Raw genomic sequence first — 16707 nt, forward strand, 5'->3', positions numbered from 1 at the left:
GATTTTACCGCAAACCCCTCATTCCCCTTAATAATCGATTTCGATCTTTTCATAACCAGACGAAATTAGAGGGGCGCTGCTGGGCCCGCGCGGGAGGGGCGCGACTATGATCGCGAAACGCAGACCAACGAACAGGAGACCCGCCAGATGAGCGCCACCACCACACCGGCCGCCGTGCCCGCCACCGCCGGATCGGCGCCCGCGCCGCGGATGGGTCGGTTGCGTACCGCGGACGGGCTCGAACTGGCGTCGTACCGCTGGCCGGCAAGCGACGGCACCGTGCCGCCGCGCGCGACGATCGCCCTGGTGCACGGCCTCGCCGAGCACGCGGGCCGCTATGCCACGCTCGCCGGCCGGCTGAACGCGGCCGGCATCGACGTGCTGGCCGTCGATCTGCGCGGGCATGGCCAGTCGCCCGGCAAGCGCGTGTGGGTCGAGCGTTTCGACGACTACCTGAACGATGCGGATGCGCTGGTCGCCGAAGCCGCGCGCGCCGCGGCGCCGCTGTTCCTGATGGGGCACAGCATGGGCGGCGCGGTCGCGGCGCTCTACGCGATCGAACGCGCGCCGGCTCGCGGCCACGCGCTGGCGGGCCTCGTGCTGTCGAGTCCGGCGCTGGCGCCCGGGCGCGACGTGCCGCGCTGGATGCTCGCGGTCAGCCGCATCATCAGCCGTGTGTGGCCCACTTTCCCCGCGATCAGGATCGATGCGGCCCTGCTGTCGCGCGATCCAGCCATCGTCGCGGCCAATCGCGCCGATCCGCTCGTGCATCACGGCGCGGTGCCCGCACGCACCGGCGCGGAGATTCTCGACGCGATGGCGCGCATCGAAAACGGCCGCGGCGCGCTGCGCGTGCCGGTGCTCGTCTATCACGGTACCGAGGACAAGCTCACCGAACCCGACGGCAGCCGCGCGTTCGGCGCGCGTGTCGGCTCGCCCGACCGTACGCTGACGCTGTACGAAGGCGGCTTCCACGAAACGATGAACGATCTCGAACGCGACCGCGTGATCGACGCGCTGATCGCGTGGATTCACGCGCGCGTGCCGGCGCGCTGAGCGCGCCGGATCAGACCGGCCAACCGGGAATCAGATTCCGGCCAGCACGCGCAGGTGCGCGACGACGCTGCGCCCGAGCGCGGAGAGGTTGTAGCCGCCTTCGAGGCAGCTGACGATACGGCCCTGCGCATGCCGGCGCGCCACGTCGACGATCTGGGCGGTCAGCCATTCGAAGTCGGCCTCGACGAGGCCGAGGTTGCCGATGTCGTCCTCGCGATGCGCATCGAAACCGGCCGACACGAACAGCATCTGCGGCTTGAACGCATCGAGGCGCGGCAGCCAGAACATGTCGACGGCTTCGCGGATCGCCATCCCGTTGCTGCGCGCGGGCATCGGCAGGTTGACCATGTTCGGCGCCTGATGATCGACGCCCGAGAACGGATACAGCGGATGCTGAAAGAAGCTGCACATCAGCACGCGCTCGTCGTTCGCGAACGCCGCCTCGGTGCCGTTGCCGTGGTGCACGTCGAAATCGATGATCGCGACACGCTCGATGCCGTGTACGTCGAGCGCATGCCGCGCGGCGATCGCGACGTTGTTGAAGAAGCAGAAGCCCATCGCGCGCGCGGGTTCCGCATGGTGACCGGGTGGACGGACGCCGCAGAACGCATTCGCATAGCGGCCTTCGATCACCGCGTCGGTCGCCGCGATCGCGGCGCCGGCCGCGCGCAGCGCCGCGCGCCACGTGTCGCGATTCATCAGCGTATCGGGATCGATCTCGACGTGACCGTCGACCGGCGTCATGCTCCGGATGTAGTCGATGTGCGCCTGCGTATGCACGCGACCCAGCGCGACCTCGCTCGCGAATGGCGCGGTTTCGTGCACGATCAGGTCGTCGATGCGGCTCGCAATCAGTTGATCCTGGATCGCCGACAGGCGGGCCGGGCATTCCGGATGCCATTCCCCCATCTCGTGCAGCATGCAGTCGGGGTGCGTGTAGAAAGCGGTTGCCATAAGCTGTCGTCCGCGGCGCACGGTGCGCCGCAGGTCTCCGTCAATGATGTCCATCGTCTGCCGCGAATTCGCCGCTAACTTACCACAACGGGGGCCGGCTTCGGCCCGAGGCGCCGGATGCGTCGGGTATACTGCGCCGAACACAATCGCCCTGTCCGCCCGCTTCGACATGAATTCCAGCAAGCCCGCCGCCCTTCTTTCCGCGCTGTTCCGTGTTCGCGCTCCGCTCGTCGTCGCTGCCATCGCCGCGGCCCTCGGCACCGCGCCTGCCGTCGCACAAACGCAGCCGGCGAAGCCTGCAGGCACGCTCGTCGCCCAGGCCCAGCCGCAGCAGCCGACGCCGCAAGGCCAGACCTTCGAAGAGGAAATCGTTCCACAGCGTTACGCGAGCAACGCGAAGGTCGATGCATTCATCGACGAGATGGTGAGCCGCAACGGCTTCGATTCGGCGAGCCTGCATGCGCTGTTCTCGCGCATCAGCTACTCGGCGACGGCCGTCAAGCTCGTGAGGCCGGCCCCGACGCCCTCGGTCAAGAACTGGCGCGTCTATCGCTCGCGCTTCATCGAACCGATCCGCATCAACGCGGGCGTGAAGTTCTGGAAGGCGAACCAGGCGGCGCTGCAGCGCGCGTCCGAGCAGTTCGGCGTGCCGCCCGAGGTGATCGTCGGCATCATCGGCGTCGAAACCATCTATGGCCGCTACATGGGCAATTTCCGCGTGCTGGACGCGCTGACGACGCTCACGTTCGACTACCCGGACACGCCGAATCGCGACAGCCGCCAGGCCACCTTCCGCAAGAACCTCGAAGACTTCCTGGTCTGGACCCGCGACAACCAGCTCGACCCGACCACCGTGCTCGGCTCGTACACCGGCGCGATCGGGATTCCGCAGTTCCTGCCGAGCAGCATCCGCGAATATGCGGTCGACTTCGACGGCACGGGCCACGTCGATCTGCGCAGCAGTCCTGTCGATGCGATCGGCAGCGTCGCGAACTACCTGAAGCAGCACGGCTGGGAAACCGACCGGCCGGTGGTCTGGCAGATCACGCCGGACACGGGCAGCCTGGGCATCGCACAGGCCGCCGCCGACGGCCAGCCCGAACCGCACTGGGCGCTGTCGCAACTGCTGCGCGCCGGCATGACGCTGAACGAGCCGACGGTCAACATCACGACCGAAGCCGGCACGCCGGTGACGGTCGTCGACCTGCCGACGCCGGGGCGTGCGACCGAATACATGCTCGGCCTGAAGAACTTCTATGTGTTGACGCGCTACAACCGCAGTTTCTTCTACGCACTCACCGTGTACCAGCTCGGCGAAGCCGTGAAGGCGCAGATGGAAGCCAGTGGCGCGCTGCCACCCGCCGCTGCCGACGAGCAGCCGCAGTAAGCGCTGGCCGCCCAAAGAAAAAGCGCCGCAGTTCGCAGAACGCGGCGCTTTTTTTATCGATGCGCGAATCGCGCACCCGTCTCGCTCACGCGGGAAACACACCCGTGGACAGGTAGCGGTCGCCACGATCGCAGACGATGAACACGATCGTCGCATTCTCGACCTGACGCGCGATGCGCATCGCGACTTCGCATGCGCCGCCCGACGAAATGCCCGCGAAAATGCCTTCGACCGCCGCGAGCCGGCGCGTCATCGTTTCCGACGCGGCCTGGCTCACGCTCTCGACGCGGTCGACACGGCTGCGATCGAAGATGGTCGGCATGTAGGCTTCCGGCCATTTGCGGATGCCCGGAATACGCGAGCCGTCTTCCGGCTGCGCACCGACGATCTCGATCGCCGGATTCTGTTCCTTCAGATAGCGCGACGTGCCCATGATGGTGCCCGTCGTGCCCATGGCGGACACGAAGTGCGTGATGCGCCCTTCGGTATCGCGCCAGATCTCCGGCCCCGTTGCTTCGTAGTGCGCGACGGGATTGTCGGGGTTGCCGAACTGGTCGAGGATCACGCCCTTGCCTTCACGCTGCATCTGCTCCGCGAGGTCGCGCGCCAGCTCCATCCCGCCCTTCACCGGCGTCAGGATGATTTCGGCACCATAAGCGGCCATGCTCTGGCGGCGCTCGACCGACAGATCCTCCGGCATGATCAGCACCATCTTGTAGCCGCGGATCGCCGCGGCCATCGCGAGCGCGATGCCCGTGTTGCCGCTCGTTGCCTCGATCAGCGTATCGCCCGGCTTGATGCGCCCGCGCGCCTCGGCCTTGCTGATCATCGACAGCGCCGGGCGATCCTTCACGGAGCCGGCCGGATTGTTGCCCTCGAGCTTCGCGAGCAGCACGTTGTTGCGGGCGCGAATCTCGTCGTCCGGCAGGCGGACCAGTTGCACGAGCGGCGTATTGCCGATCGTGTCTTCGATAGTTTTGTAAGCCATGGATATACCGTGAGTGCGAGGCCGATCAATCGATCGATTGTAAACCAGCACCGGCACCCGCGCCGGCAACCCCATTGCGACGATGGAATACGCGTGCCGCGCGGTTCGCGGTTCGCGTTTCGCCGCGCAAGCCCGCCGCTCCACGCAAAAAACCCGCGGCATGCCGCGGGAAGCCGTCGCAACGACGGCGACTGAAGGAGCGCTTGTGTCGGTTGCTTGACGCGTTATTTCTGCGCGGTGCGGGCCGGTGCGGCGGCAGGCTTCGCTGCCACCGGTTTGGCCGCGGCCGACGGCGTAGCGCTCGTACCCGCCGCCGCACCGATCGTCAAACCTTCCTGCTGAAGCCGCTCGACGGTATGCCCGCCCATGCCCTTCACGCGCGTGGCGAGATCGTCCGCATTCCTGAACGGACCGCGTGCGCCGCGCTCGTCGAGAATCGCCTTGGCCCGCGCCGGGCCGATGCCCTTGATGCCGACGAGCGCATCCTCGTTCGCGGTGTTGACGTCGACGGCCGCCCAGGCCGACGCGACTGCGCCGAGCATGACCGCTGCGGCAAACCATTTCCTGATCATGTGCTGGATCTCCGAAGAAAAACGGCCGGCGGCTGCCGACCGTGAGACCCAGTCTATCGATGCAACGCTTCGGTTTAAACCTGGCCGGATAGCCAACGCACGTAGCGGTCGACGCCTTCCTGCACGGTCAGGAACGGTGCGTCGTAGCCGGCCGCGCGCAGTTTCGTCTGGTCGGCCTGCGTGAAGCACTGGTACTTGCCGCGCAGTGCATCGGGGAACGGCACGTATTCGATCAATCCCTGCTCGACCTGCTGCGCGAGCGTCAGCGGCGCCTGGTTGTCGAGCGCGCGCAGCGTGTTCACGACCGTCGACGCGATATCGTTGAACGGCTGCGCCCGCCCCGTGCCGAGGTTGAAGATGCCCGACTTCTCCGGATGATCGAAGAAGAACAGGTTCACCTTGGTCACGTCCTCGACCGACACGAAATCGCGCGTCTGCTCGCCCGGCGCATAACCGTTGTACTCGCCGAACAGCTTCACCTTGCCTTCCGCGCGGAACTGGTTGAAGTTGTGGAACGCGACCGACGCCATGCGGCCCTTGTGCGTCTCGCGCGGGCCGTACACGTTGAAATAGCGGAAGCCCGCGATCTGGCTCTTCGCGCTCGGCAGCACGCGACGGATCACCTGGTCGAACAGGAACTTCGAATAGCCGTACACGTTCAGCGGCGCCTCGACGTCGCGCTCCTCGACGAAACGCGTCGAGCCGCCGTAGATCGCGGCCGACGATGCATACAGGAACTGCGTGCCCTGCGCGAGGCAGGTATCGAGCACCGCGCGGCTGTAGCGGAAGTTGTTGTCCATCATGTAGCGACCGTCGGTTTCCATCGTGTCCGAACAGGCGCCTTCATGAAATATCGCGCGTACCTTGCCGAAATCGCCACGCGCGAAGCGTTCGACGAATTCGGTCTTGTCGAGATAGTCGTCGATCTCGCAGTCGACGAGATTGCGGAACTTGTCCGCGCGGGTCAGATTGTCGACCGCGATGATGCGCGTCTCGCCGCGCTCGTTGAGCGCCTTGACGATGTTCGCGCCGATAAAACCGGCTGCGCCGGTGACGATGAGGGTCATGATCGTCCTGCCTGAAAAGTGCGAGCCACGCGTGCGGCGCGCTCGTCGCGCCGCCGAATGCGCTCAGTGAAACAGTTCGTCGTAATCCACCGTGGCCGTGCCGAGCTTGCCGACCACGATGCCTGCCGCGCGATTCGCGAGCACGACGGCGTCGACGAGCGGCACACCAGCGCCGAGCATCGTCGCGACCGTCGCGATCACGGTGTCGCCCGCGCCCGACACGTCGAACACTTCGCGCGCGAGCGCCGGTGCATGCAGTTCGCCACCCGCGGAAAAGAGCGTCATGCCCTCTTCCGAACGGGTGAGCAGCAGCGCGTCGATGCCGAGCTCCGCACGCAGATTCGCGACGCGCGCGCGCAGGTCGTCTTCCGATTTCCACTGCCCGACCACCTCGCGCAACTCCGCGCGATTCGGCGTGATCAGCGATGCGCCGCGATAGCGTGCCCAGTCGTCGCCCTTCGGGTCGACCAGCACCGCCTTGCCGGTTGCGCGCGCCTTCTCGATCATCGTCGTGACGTGCGTCAGGCCGCCTTTCGCGTAATCCGACATCAGCACGACGTCGTGCTGCGGCAGCAGCGCATCGAAGCGCGCGAGCCCCGCGAGCAGCACCTCGTGCGTCGGCGTCGCCTCGAAGTCCACGCGCAGCAGTTGCTGCTGGCGCGCGAGCACGCGCAGCTTGATCGTGGTCGGGAGTGCCGGGTCGCGCTCGAGATGGGGCGTCACGCCGCTGCTGCCGAGCAGCTCGACGATCCGCTCGCCCGGTTCGTCGCAACCGACGACGCACAGCAGGCCGGCCTGGCCGCCGAGCGTCACGGCATTGCGCGCGACGTTGGCCGCGCCGCCGAGCCGCTCCTCCTGACGCTGCACGTGCACGACCGGCACCGGCGCTTCAGGCGAAATGCGATCGACGTTGCCGAACCAGTAACGGTCGAGCATCACGTCGCCGACGACGAGCACACGCGAGCGCGCGAGTTGCTCGCGCGGCACCGGAACGACTTCGCGAAGAGTATTCATCGTACGTTCAGCCACGGGAGGACGACTGGGGATCGACATACGGCCGGCCAATCGCGTAATAGTCGATGCCCAGCTCGGCCATCGCATCCGGCTCGTACAGGTTGCGCCCGTCGAAGATCACCGGCGCCTTCAGCTCGGCCTTCAGGCGCGTGAAATCGGGGCTGCGGAATTCCTTCCATTCGGTGACGATCACGAGGGCGTCCGCACCCGTGACCGCGGCGTCCTGCGTGTCGACGAGATGCAGCCGCGCCAGCGCCTTCGCATCGTCGCCGAAATCCAGTGCGAACACGCGCCGCGCTTCGTCGACCGCAACCGGATCGTAGGCGCGCACGGTCGCCCCGCGTTCGAGCAGCGCGGCGATCAGGCGGCGGCTCGGCGCCTCGCGCATGTCGTCGGTGTTCGGCTTGAACGCGAGGCCCCAGACCGCGAACTCGCGGCCCGTCAGGTCGGTGCCGAAGCGCTGCTCGATCTTGCCGATCAGCACGTCCTTCTGCGCATGGTTGGCGGCCTCGACGGCCTCCAGAATGCGCAACGGCTGGCCGTTCTCGCCCGCGGTGCGGATCAGCGCCTGCACGTCCTTGGGGAAGCACGAGCCGCCGTAGCCGACACCGGCGTACAGGAAGTGATAGCCGATACGCGGATCGGAGCCGATCCCGCGGCGCACGGCCTCGATGTCGGCGCCGACCTTGTCGGCGAGATTCGACATCTCGTTCATGAACGAGATGCGCGTCGCGAGCATCGCGTTCGCCGCATACTTCGCGAATTCCGCCGAACGCACGTCCATGTAGATCGTGCGTTCGTGGTTGCGGTTGAACGGCGCGTAGAGCTTCTTCATCTTCTCGCGCGCGATCGTGCCGGTTTCGTCGTCGTCGACACCGATGATGATCCGGTCCGGGCGCATGAAGTCCTCGACCGCCGCGCCTTCCTTCAGGAATTCCGGGTTCGACACGACCGAGAAGCGATGCGCGACGCTGCCCGCGAGCCCGCGTGCGGCAAGCGCCTCGTCGACCACGCCGTGCACGCGCCGCGCGGTGCCGACCGGCACCGTCGACTTGTCGACGATCACCTTGAAGCCCGTCATGTGGCGGCCGATGTTGCGCGCGGCCTCGAGCACGTATTGCAGGTCGGCCGAGCCGTCCTCGTCGGGCGGCGTGCCGACGGCGATGAACTGGATCTCGCCATGCGCGACGCTCGCCTCGATGTCGGTCGAGAAACGCAGGCGCCCCGCCGTGCGGTTGCGCGCGATGATGTCCAGCAGCCCCGGTTCGTGAATCGGCATCCCGCCGTTGTTCAGGATGTCGATCTTGCGCGGATCGACGTCGAGACAGAAGACGTCGTGACCGATCTCCGCGAGGCAGGCGCCCGTGACGAGGCCGACATAGCCGGTGCCGATGATGGTGATTTTCATAGATGTTCCGGTACTTCCCGGTAATTGACTAACTTGGCCGCCGGGACGAGCCCGGCGGCAACCGCAGCGCGTTGGCTCCGCGTGCCGGGATCAGCCCGGCATCGCAGGTTCGACGCGGCGCGGCGCATAGGTTTCCCAGCCGCTGCATCCGGGGCACTGCCAGTAGAAGAGCCGTGCCCGGAAACCGCAATTCTGGCACGTATACCGTGGCAGATTTTTCGTGCGCTGCTTGATCAGCGCACGCATCATTTCAAGTTCCTTACGACGCGGCTCCTCGGCCGCCGCGATCTGCGCATCGAGCAGGTGCAGCATCCCCGACAGGTTCGGCGACTTTTCCATCTGCGTGCGCGCGAGTGTGTGCGCCGCATCCTGGCCGCGCAACCCGGCGATATGCTGATAGGCGATGTCGAGCAGGTCGTTCGACGGATAACGATCGACGTACCCCATCAGCAGTTCGGCGCCTTCAGCGTTCTTGCCGAGCGCGACGTACGCCTTCATCAGCTTGTCGGCGACGAGCGGCAGATATGCCGGGTTCTGCGCTTCGACGCGCTTCCAGTGCTCGATCGCGGCCGCGTGGTCGCCCGCTGCTTCCGCCGCGTCGCCGGACAGCACCGTCGCGCGGACGTTCTGCGGATTCACGGTCAACGCGAGGCGCAACTGTTCGGCCGCGGCAGCAGCATTCTTGCGCTGCAGCGCGTCCTGCGCGAGTTCGCAGTGAAACTGCGCAATTTCGACGCCGAGCGGCTTGTCGCTCATCGATTCGATGCGCTTCGCCGTATCGATCGACTTGTTCCAGTCCTTCTCGATCTCGTAGATCGTCAGCAGCGCCCGCTGCGCACCCAGCGCGTAGTCGCCGTCCGCGAGCTTGTGGAACGCCTCTTCGGCACGATCCAGCAGGCCTGCTTTCAGGAAATCCTGCCCCAGTTCGTACAGCGCGTGGTCGCGCTCGTTGACCGGCAGGTCGGTGCGGCTCAGCAGGTTCTGGTGCACGCGGATCGCGCGGTCGGTCTCGCCACGACGGCGAAACAGGTTGCCGAGCGCGAAGTGCAGCTCGACCGTTTCGGGATCGAGCTTGGCCACCTCGATGAACGCATCGATCGCCTTGTCGGGTTGTTCGTTCAACAGAAAATTGAGGCCGCGAAAATACGAGCGCGGCAGGTTGGCACTCTCCGACAGGAGATTCTTCAGGTCATAGCGTGACGCCGCCCAACCGAGCGCAAACGCGACCGGAATCGCGAGCAACCACCAGAAATCCAGATCCATGCGAAATATCGAAGCAGAGACGAAAACCGCGCGATGATCGCGCGGCGTCCGTGTTAAATGACGGGCGGCATCGGCGGCTGGTCGATGACGGCAGGCGTTTCGCGCGCCGCACACAGATCGCGCTTCAAACGCCCGTTCTCGAGACGCAGCCGGAAGATCGAAGGCAGCGCGGACAGCAGGCCGGCCAGCAGCCCCACGGCGAAGAATGCCAGGCCGATCAGGATCAGCGGCGCTTGCCATGCGTAGCCGGCAACGAAATTCAGCGTCGCGGTTTGTGTATTGGCCAGCGCAAGCACCAGCAGCAGGACGAACACCAATACCCGGATCAGCCAGACGATAAACTTCATGAAGCCCTCTCTTTGTTGAGGTTTGCCGCGGCGCGCGACTCCCCTTCGTCGCACCGAATCGACCCGTATTGTAAAGGAAGCGTTTCCGCGGCTGCGCACATCCTGTGCGCGGCGTTGCGCATCGCTGGGCGGAAATGAAAAAAGCGCCCGCAAGGGGCGCTTTTCTTTTCAGCCTTCGCCGGACAGGTTCCGGGCACACCGAACGACGCTCAACGGTCGTCGTCCGGATCGTCAGCCTTCAGCGGTTCACCGGCGCGGCCGTCGACGCGTTCACGCAATTCCTTGCCAGGTTTGAAGTGCGGCACGAACTTCTCGGGCACCTGCACTTTCTCCCCCGACTTCGGGTTGCGTCCGACGCGCGCCGGGCGACGATTGAGGCCAAAGCTGCCGAAACCCCGAATTTCAATGCGATGCCCTTTCGCCAGGGCGTCGGACATCGCATCGAGCATCGTTTTCACCGCGAAATCCGCATCCTTGAGGACAAGTTGCGGAAATCGCGATGCCAGCTGCGCGACCAACTCGGATTTGGTCATACTTCAGCAGACCTCGTAAGGCTTACTGGTTCTGGCCGTCGAGCTTCGCCTTCAGCAGCGCGCCGAGGTTGGTCGTACCGGTCGCAGCAGCGCTCGAGTCCGACTGCAGGCCGCGGATCGCTTCCTGTTGTTCAGCCGAATCCTTCGCCTTGATCGACAGGTTGATGCCGCGCGACTTGCGATCGATGTTGATCACCATCGCGTTGACCTTGTCGCCTTCCTTCAGCACGTTGCGTGCATCTTCGACGCGATCCTGCGAGATTTCCGACGCACGCAGGTAGCCTTCGATGTCGCCCGTCAGCGTGACGACCGCACCCTTCGCATCGACCGTCTTCACGACGCCGTCGACGATCGAGCCCTTGTCGTTCATTGCAACGTAGTTGCTGAACGGGTCGCCTTCGAGCTGCTTGATGCCGAGCGAAATGCGCTCCTTCTCGACGTCGATACCGAGCACGATTGCTTCGACTTCGTCGCCCTTCTTGTACTTGCGAACGGCTTCTTCGCCGGCTTCGCTCCACGACAGGTCCGACAGGTGGACCAGGCCGTCGATGCCGCCCGGCAGACCGATGAACACGCCGAAGTCGGTGATCGACTTGATTGCGCCCGTGATCTTGTCGCCCTTCTTGAAGTTGCGGCTGAAGTCATCCCACGGATTCGGCTTGCACTGCTTCATGCCGAGGCTGATACGACGACGGTCTTCGTCGATCTCGAGGACCATGACTTCGACTTCGTCGCCCAGCTGGACAACCTTCGACGGCGCAACGTTCTTGTTGGTCCAGTCCATTTCCGACACGTGGACGAGGCCTTCGATGCCCGATTCCACTTCGACGAATGCGCCGTAGTCGGTGATGTTCGTGACCTTGCCGAACAGGCGCGTGCCCGACGGGTAACGGCGCGAGATGCCTTCCCACGGATCGTCGCCCAGTTGCTTGATGCCCAGCGAGACGCGGTTCTTCTCTTGGTCGAACTTGAGGATCTTCGCGGTGACTTCCTGGCCAACCGACAGGACTTCGCTCGGGTGACGCACACGACGCCATGCGATGTCGGTGATGTGCAGCAGGCCGTCGATGCCGCCGAGGTCGACGAACGCGCCGTAGTCGGTGATGTTCTTGACCACGCCGTTGACGATCGCGCCTTCCTTCAGCGTCTCGAGCAGCTTCGCGCGCTCTTCGCCTTGCGTTGCTTCGATCACTGCACGACGCGACAGCACCACGTTGTTACGCTTGCGATCGAGCTTGATCACGCGGAACTCGAGCGTCTTGCCTTCGTACGGGGTCGTGTCCTTGACCGGACGCGTGTCGACCAGCGAACCCGGCAGGAACGCGCGGATGCCGTTGACCATCACGGTCATGCCGCCCTTCACCTTGCCGGTGATCGTGCCGGTGACGAGCTCGTTGTTGTCGAGCGCCTTTTCCAGCGACAGCCACGATGCAAGGCGCTTCGCCTTGTCGCGCGACAGGATCGTGTCGCCGTAGCCGTTTTCGAGTGCGTCGATCGCGACGGACACGAAATCGCCCGACTGCACCTCAACCTCGCCCTGATCGTTCAGGAATTCCTCGATCGGAATGTAAGCCTCGGACTTCAGGCCTGCATTGACGACCACGAAGTTGTGGTCGACGCGCACGACTTCGGCGGAAATCACTTCGCCGGCGCGCATGTCTTGGCGGGTCAGCGACTCTTCGAACAGAGCCGCAAAGGATTCGGTATTCGGGGTGGAGGTTTGCAGGTCGGACATAAAAATCTGATTGTGCATGGCTCGCTGTGCCACGCCGGCCGGAATGGCAGGCTGAAAGGGCCAGATCGAGGACCACACGGGGTTAAGGGTTCGAAACACGCTCCGCGCTTGCGACGCGGAGCACCTACCGCTGCTCGCCTTCTCAGGCGGGCTGGCCGAGCGCCCGGTACCACTGCAGCACCTGGTCGACGGCTTCATCGACCGAAAGTGCCGACGTATCGAGCAGCTTGGCGTCTGCCGCAGGCTTCAGCGGCGCGGCCGCGCGATTGCTGTCGCGCGCGTCACGTTCACGAAGATCCCGGAGCAAGTCATCTATATTAGCAGAAAAACCTTTTTGCATCAATTGCTTATGCCGCCTGGTCGCGCGTGCCTCGGCGCTGGCCGTCAGGAACACCTTCAGCACGGCGTCCGGGAAGATCACCGTGCCCATGTCGCGGCCGTCCGCCACGAGGCCCGGCGTCTTGCGAAACGCGCGCTGGCGCGCGACGAGCGCGGTGCGTACGGGGCCGTGCACGGCAATCGCCGACGCGCGGTTGCCGACCGCTTCGGCGCGAATGTCGTTCGACACGTCGACGCCGTCGAGCTGTGCGCAACCTTCACGGAACGTGATGTGCAGATCGTCGATCAGCTTCACCAGCGCGTCGATGTCTTCCGCGGCGATGCCGTAGCGCACGCTCGCGAGCGCCGCGAGCCGGTACAGCGCGCCGCTGTCGAGCAGGTGAAAGCCGAGGTGCGCGGCGACGAGCGCCGCGACGGTGCCCTTGCCGGAAGCGGTCGGGCCGTCGATCGTGATGACGGGAGTCGGGTGAAAGGGTCGGGTCGATTTCATCGGAACAGTCGGGTCAGGCCTTGGCGAGCGCGGCGAAGCGGTCGAAATAGTCGGGGAACGTCTTGCCGACGCACTTCGGATCGTTGATCCGCACGGGCACGCCGCCCAGGCTCACGAGCGAGAAGCACATCGCCATCCGGTGATCGTCGTACGTATCGATCGCCGCGTTCGGCGTGAGCTTTTCCGGCGGCGTGACGACGAGATAGTCGGGGCCTTCCTCGACGATCGCGCCGACCTTGCGCAACTCGGTCGCCATCGCGGCGATGCGGTCCGTCTCCTTCACGCGCCAGCTCGCGATGTTGCGCAGCGTGCTCGTGCCGTTCGCGAACAGCGCCGCGACCGCGATGGTCATCGCCGCGTCGGGAATCAGGTTGAAGTCCATGTCGATCGGCTCCAGCTTGCCGTGATCGTGGCCGATGCCGCGCACGTCGATCCAGTCGTCGCCCATCGTCACGTTCGCGCCCATCTGCATCAGCGCATTCGCGAAACCGACGTCACCCTGGATACTCGCCCGCCCCACACCTTCGACCCGCAGCGGGCCGCCGCCGAGCGCGCCGGCCGCGAGGAAATACGACGCGGACGACGCGTCGCCCTCGACCATGATTCGCCCCGGCGAGCGGTAGCGAACGCCGGCCGGCACCACGAAGCGCTGCCAGCCGTCGCGCTCGACGGTCACGCCGAAGCGCTCCATCAGCCGGATCGTGATGTCGATGTACGGTTTCGAGATCAGCTCGCCGTCGACTTCGACGACGGTCCGACCATCCTTCGCCTTCACGAGCGGCAGCGTCATCAGGAGCGCGGTGAGGAACTGGCTCGACACGTCGCCGCGCACGCGGATCGGCGCATCGACCGAAATCGTCGCAGGCTTGATCCGCAGCGGCGGGTAGCCTTCGTTCAGCTCGTAGTCGATCTGCGCGCCGATCTGGCGCAGGCCGTCGACGAGATCGCCGATCGGCCGCTCGTGCATGCGCGGCACGCCGTGCACACGGTAGTCGCCGCCGTTCACCGCGAGTGCGGCGGTCAGCGGCCGCACGGCCGTGCCCGCGTTGCCGAGGAACAGATCGGCCGTCTTCGCGGTGAACGCGCCGCGCGTGCCGGTGACGACACAGGTGTCGCCGTCGCGCGCGAGCTTCACGCCGAGCTTGCCGAGTGCGTCGAGCATCACGCGCGTGTCGTCGGAGTCGAGCAGGTTGGTGATCATCGTTTCGCCTTCGGCGAGCGCCGCGAGCAGCAGCACGCGGTTCGAAATGCTCTTCGAGCCGGGCAGGCGCACGGTGCCCGATGCGCTGGAGTACGGGCCGAGATCGAGGTAGTCCATGGGAATCGTCCTGTTATTTCTTGACCGGTTCGGCAGCGGGCGTGCCGCCGCGTTCCTGCCATGCCTTGCGCGCGGCGCGCGAGCGCGTGAATACGGCTTCGAGCGCCGCGCCGTCGCCGGCGTCGATCGCCGCGCGCAGCCGCGTGAGCACGCGCGTGTAGCCGTCGAGTTCGACGAGCAGCGCCGCGCGGTTCGCGACGCACACGTCGCGCCACATTTCCGGGTTCGACGCCGCGATGCGCGTGAAATCGCGGAAACCGCCGGCCGCGTACGAGAATTTCAGTTCCGCGTCGGCCTCGCCGAGAATCTGCTCGACGAGCGCGAACGACAGCACGTGCGGCAGATGGCTGATCGACGCAAATACGCGATCGTGCTGTTCGGTGCTCATCATGCGCACGTCGGCGCCGGTCGCGCGCCACATCGCGTCGATCCTGGCCACCGCGTCGGGCTCGTTCTCCGGCAGCGGGCACAGCACGACGTTGCGGCCGACGTAGAGGTCGGGCAACGCCGCCTCGACGCCGCTCGACTCGCGCCCCGCGATCGGATGACCCGGCACGAACTGCGCGATCCGCGCGCCGAGCGCGTCGCGCGCGGCCGCGACGACATCTGACTTGGTGCTGCCTGCATCGGTGACGATCGTCGCGCCGTCGAGCCACGGCGCGATGCGCGCGAGCAACGGGCCCGTCTGCGCGACGGGCGCGGCCAGCAGGACGAGATCGGCGCCGGCGAGCGCGTCGCGCAACTGCACGTCGTCGTCGAGCGCCGCCGCGCGATCGATCACGCCGAGCGACAGCGCGCGCTCGACCGACGCGCGCGAACGGCCCACGCCGACGATCTCGCCCGCGCCGCCCGGCGCGCGCTCGCGCAGCGCGCGGGCCAGCGATCCGCCGATCAGGCCGACGCCGAAGATGACCAGTTTGTTGAATGCAAAGCCTGACACGACAAGAGCCAAGTTACGCGTGCAGGACGACGCCCCGCATGCGGAATTCCAGATTCCGGGCAACGGGCGCGCACCCGGCGCAACCTGCACCGGATACCGCCCGAACCCGCCTTCGGCAGCGCCGACCGGCCTGCCCTGCCCGCCCGGCCACCACGCCTGCGCGAGCAGGCGACGGGCCGCCGCGTATCAGCGTGCGCGCGGATACGAACCGAGTACCTTCAGGAACGCGGCCTTCTGGCCGAGTTCCGCCAGCGCGGCCGCCACCGCCGCATCGTCGCGGTGCCCTTCGATGTCGATGTAGAAGTAGTACTCCCACGTGCCGACGCGCGCCGGACGCGACTCGAAGCGGGTCATCGACACGCCGTGCCGCGCGAGCGGCTCGAGCAGCTTGAACACGGCGCCCGGCTCGTTCTTCACCGACACGATCAGCGACGTCTGGTCGTGACCGCTCTGGCCGGCCGGCTGCTTGCCGACGATCACGAAGCGCGTGCGGTTGTGCGGATCGTCCTGGATCAGCGAGAACGCGATCTGCAGGCCGTAATGCGCGGCTGCGCGGTCGCCCGCGATCGCGGCGACGGTCGGATCGGCCGCTGCGAGGCGCGCGGCCTCCGCGTTGCTCGCCACGGCCTGCCGCTCGAGCTGCGGCGCATTCGCCGCGAGCCACTGCTGGCATTGCGCAAGCGCCTGCGCATGCGCGCAGACACGCTTCACGCCGTCGAGCGTGCCGCTCTGCGTGAGCAGGTTGTGATGGATGGGCAGCGCGAGCTCGCCGCTGATCAGCAGTTGGGTCTGCAGCAGCAGGTCGAGCGTGCGCGACACGGCGCCTTCGGTCGAATTCTCGACCGGCGCGATGCCGAATGCCGACGCACCGGCCTCGACCGAGCGGAACACCTCGTCGATCGACGGGCAGGGCAGCCCTTCGATCGACTGGCCGAAATACTCGAACATCGCCTGTTCGCTATACGTGCCGACCGGCCCGAGGAACGCAACGTGGATCGTCTGCTCGAGCGCACGGCTCGCGGCCATGATCTCGCGCCAGATGGCGCTGATGTGCTCACTCGCGAGCGGCCCGGCGCTCATGTCCTGCAGCCGCGCGATCACCTGCAGCTCGCGCTCCGGCCGGAACACCGGCGCGTTGAAATGCTTCTTGACCTCGCCCACCTCGAGCGCCACCGCGGCGCGCTGGTTCAGGAGCGCGATCAGCTGCGCGTCGATCGCGTCGATGCGGTCGCGCAGCGGCTTCAGGCGGGAATTCAGTTCGTCGTCCATGCGTTTTGCCGTGCTGTTTGAACAGCG

16 protein-coding genes are annotated in these 16707 nt (G+C 66.1%); 2 read left to right on the top strand and 14 right to left on the bottom strand.

The genetic code is table 11. The features are described 5' to 3' along the window. Positions 1 to 147: 147 nt before the first annotated feature. The gene (locus BLS50_RS03435; RefSeq protein ID WP_074800771.1) at positions 148 to 1056 is read left to right on the top strand and encodes an alpha/beta hydrolase; all 909 of its coding nucleotides are present in this window, start codon (positions 148 to 150) and stop codon (positions 1054 to 1056) included. A 30-nt stretch (positions 1057 to 1086) separates the two neighbouring features. Here BLS50_RS03435 and BLS50_RS03440 read toward each other — a convergent pair whose 3' ends face one another. Beyond that, entirely contained in the window at positions 1087 to 2010 is a 924-nt protein-coding gene (locus tag BLS50_RS03440) for a histone deacetylase family protein (protein ID WP_011544892.1), read from the bottom strand. Positions 2011 to 2053: 43 nt separating this feature from the next. On the opposite strand from BLS50_RS03440, the gene mltB reads away from it, so the two are divergent. Further along, positions 2054 to 3397 carry a lytic murein transglycosylase B gene (mltB, locus tag BLS50_RS03445; protein WP_074800775.1) on the top strand — a complete coding sequence of 448 codons (1344 nt, stop codon included), beginning with the start codon at positions 2054 to 2056 and terminating at the stop codon, positions 3395 to 3397. A gap of 85 nt (positions 3398 to 3482) precedes the next feature. Here the strand turns inward: mltB and cysM are convergent, their stop codons facing one another. The 13 genes from cysM to pheA all read right to left on the bottom strand — a co-directional run bounded on the left by cysM (position 3483) and on the right by pheA (position 16680). Further along, positions 3483 to 4385 carry a cysteine synthase CysM gene (gene cysM, locus BLS50_RS03450; RefSeq protein ID WP_006476564.1) on the bottom strand — a complete coding sequence of 301 codons (903 nt, stop codon included), beginning with the start codon at positions 4383 to 4385 and terminating at the stop codon, positions 3483 to 3485. Between the two features lie 224 nt (positions 4386 to 4609). Continuing rightward, entirely contained in the window at positions 4610 to 4957 is a 348-nt protein-coding gene (locus BLS50_RS03455) for a ComEA family DNA-binding protein (protein ID WP_006476565.1), read from the bottom strand. Between the two features lie 74 nt (positions 4958 to 5031). Then, positions 5032 to 6024: an ADP-glyceromanno-heptose 6-epimerase gene (gene rfaD / locus BLS50_RS03460; RefSeq protein ID WP_074800778.1), complete on the bottom strand. Its 993-nt coding sequence runs from the start codon at positions 6022 to 6024 to the stop codon at positions 5032 to 5034. A 63-nt stretch (positions 6025 to 6087) separates the two neighbouring features. Further along, the gene (gene rfaE1 / locus BLS50_RS03465; protein WP_074800781.1) at positions 6088 to 7038 is read right to left on the bottom strand and encodes a D-glycero-beta-D-manno-heptose-7-phosphate kinase; all 951 of its coding nucleotides are present in this window, start codon (positions 7036 to 7038) and stop codon (positions 6088 to 6090) included. A gap of 7 nt (positions 7039 to 7045) precedes the next feature. Beyond that, positions 7046 to 8446, bottom strand: coding sequence for a UDP-glucose dehydrogenase family protein (locus BLS50_RS03470; protein ID WP_074800785.1), 1401 nt, complete (start codon positions 8444 to 8446; stop codon positions 7046 to 7048). Positions 8447 to 8536: 90 nt separating this feature from the next. Further along, positions 8537 to 9709, bottom strand: coding sequence for a lipopolysaccharide assembly protein LapB (gene lapB, locus BLS50_RS03475; RefSeq protein WP_011544888.1), 1173 nt, complete (start codon positions 9707 to 9709; stop codon positions 8537 to 8539). A 53-nt stretch (positions 9710 to 9762) separates the two neighbouring features. Beyond that, positions 9763 to 10056: a lipopolysaccharide assembly protein LapA domain-containing protein gene (locus BLS50_RS03480; protein ID WP_074800788.1), complete on the bottom strand. Its 294-nt coding sequence runs from the start codon at positions 10054 to 10056 to the stop codon at positions 9763 to 9765. A gap of 209 nt (positions 10057 to 10265) precedes the next feature. Then, positions 10266 to 10589, bottom strand: coding sequence for an integration host factor subunit beta (locus tag BLS50_RS03485; RefSeq protein WP_011544886.1), 324 nt, complete (start codon positions 10587 to 10589; stop codon positions 10266 to 10268). A gap of 22 nt (positions 10590 to 10611) precedes the next feature. Further along, positions 10612 to 12324 carry a 30S ribosomal protein S1 gene (gene rpsA / locus BLS50_RS03490; protein WP_011544885.1) on the bottom strand — a complete coding sequence of 571 codons (1713 nt, stop codon included), beginning with the start codon at positions 12322 to 12324 and terminating at the stop codon, positions 10612 to 10614. Positions 12325 to 12466: 142 nt separating this feature from the next. Further along, positions 12467 to 13153 carry a (d)CMP kinase gene (gene cmk / locus BLS50_RS03495; RefSeq protein ID WP_006476573.1) on the bottom strand — a complete coding sequence of 229 codons (687 nt, stop codon included), beginning with the start codon at positions 13151 to 13153 and terminating at the stop codon, positions 12467 to 12469. Between the two features lie 13 nt (positions 13154 to 13166). Next, on the bottom strand, positions 13167 to 14471 hold the full coding sequence (gene aroA, locus BLS50_RS03500) for a 3-phosphoshikimate 1-carboxyvinyltransferase (protein WP_074800790.1): 1305 nt from the start codon (positions 14469 to 14471) through the stop codon (positions 13167 to 13169). A 13-nt stretch (positions 14472 to 14484) separates the two neighbouring features. Then, on the bottom strand, positions 14485 to 15411 hold the full coding sequence (locus BLS50_RS03505) for a prephenate dehydrogenase (protein ID WP_074800793.1): 927 nt from the start codon (positions 15409 to 15411) through the stop codon (positions 14485 to 14487). A gap of 186 nt (positions 15412 to 15597) precedes the next feature. After that, positions 15598 to 16680, bottom strand: coding sequence for a prephenate dehydratase (gene pheA / locus BLS50_RS03510; RefSeq protein ID WP_006476576.1), 1083 nt, complete (start codon positions 16678 to 16680; stop codon positions 15598 to 15600). Positions 16681 to 16707 lie beyond the last annotated feature (27 nt).

It is taken from the genome of Burkholderia orbicola, assembly GCF_900100915.1.
GTDB classification, from domain to species: Bacteria; Pseudomonadota; Gammaproteobacteria; order Burkholderiales; family Burkholderiaceae; genus Burkholderia; species Burkholderia orbicola.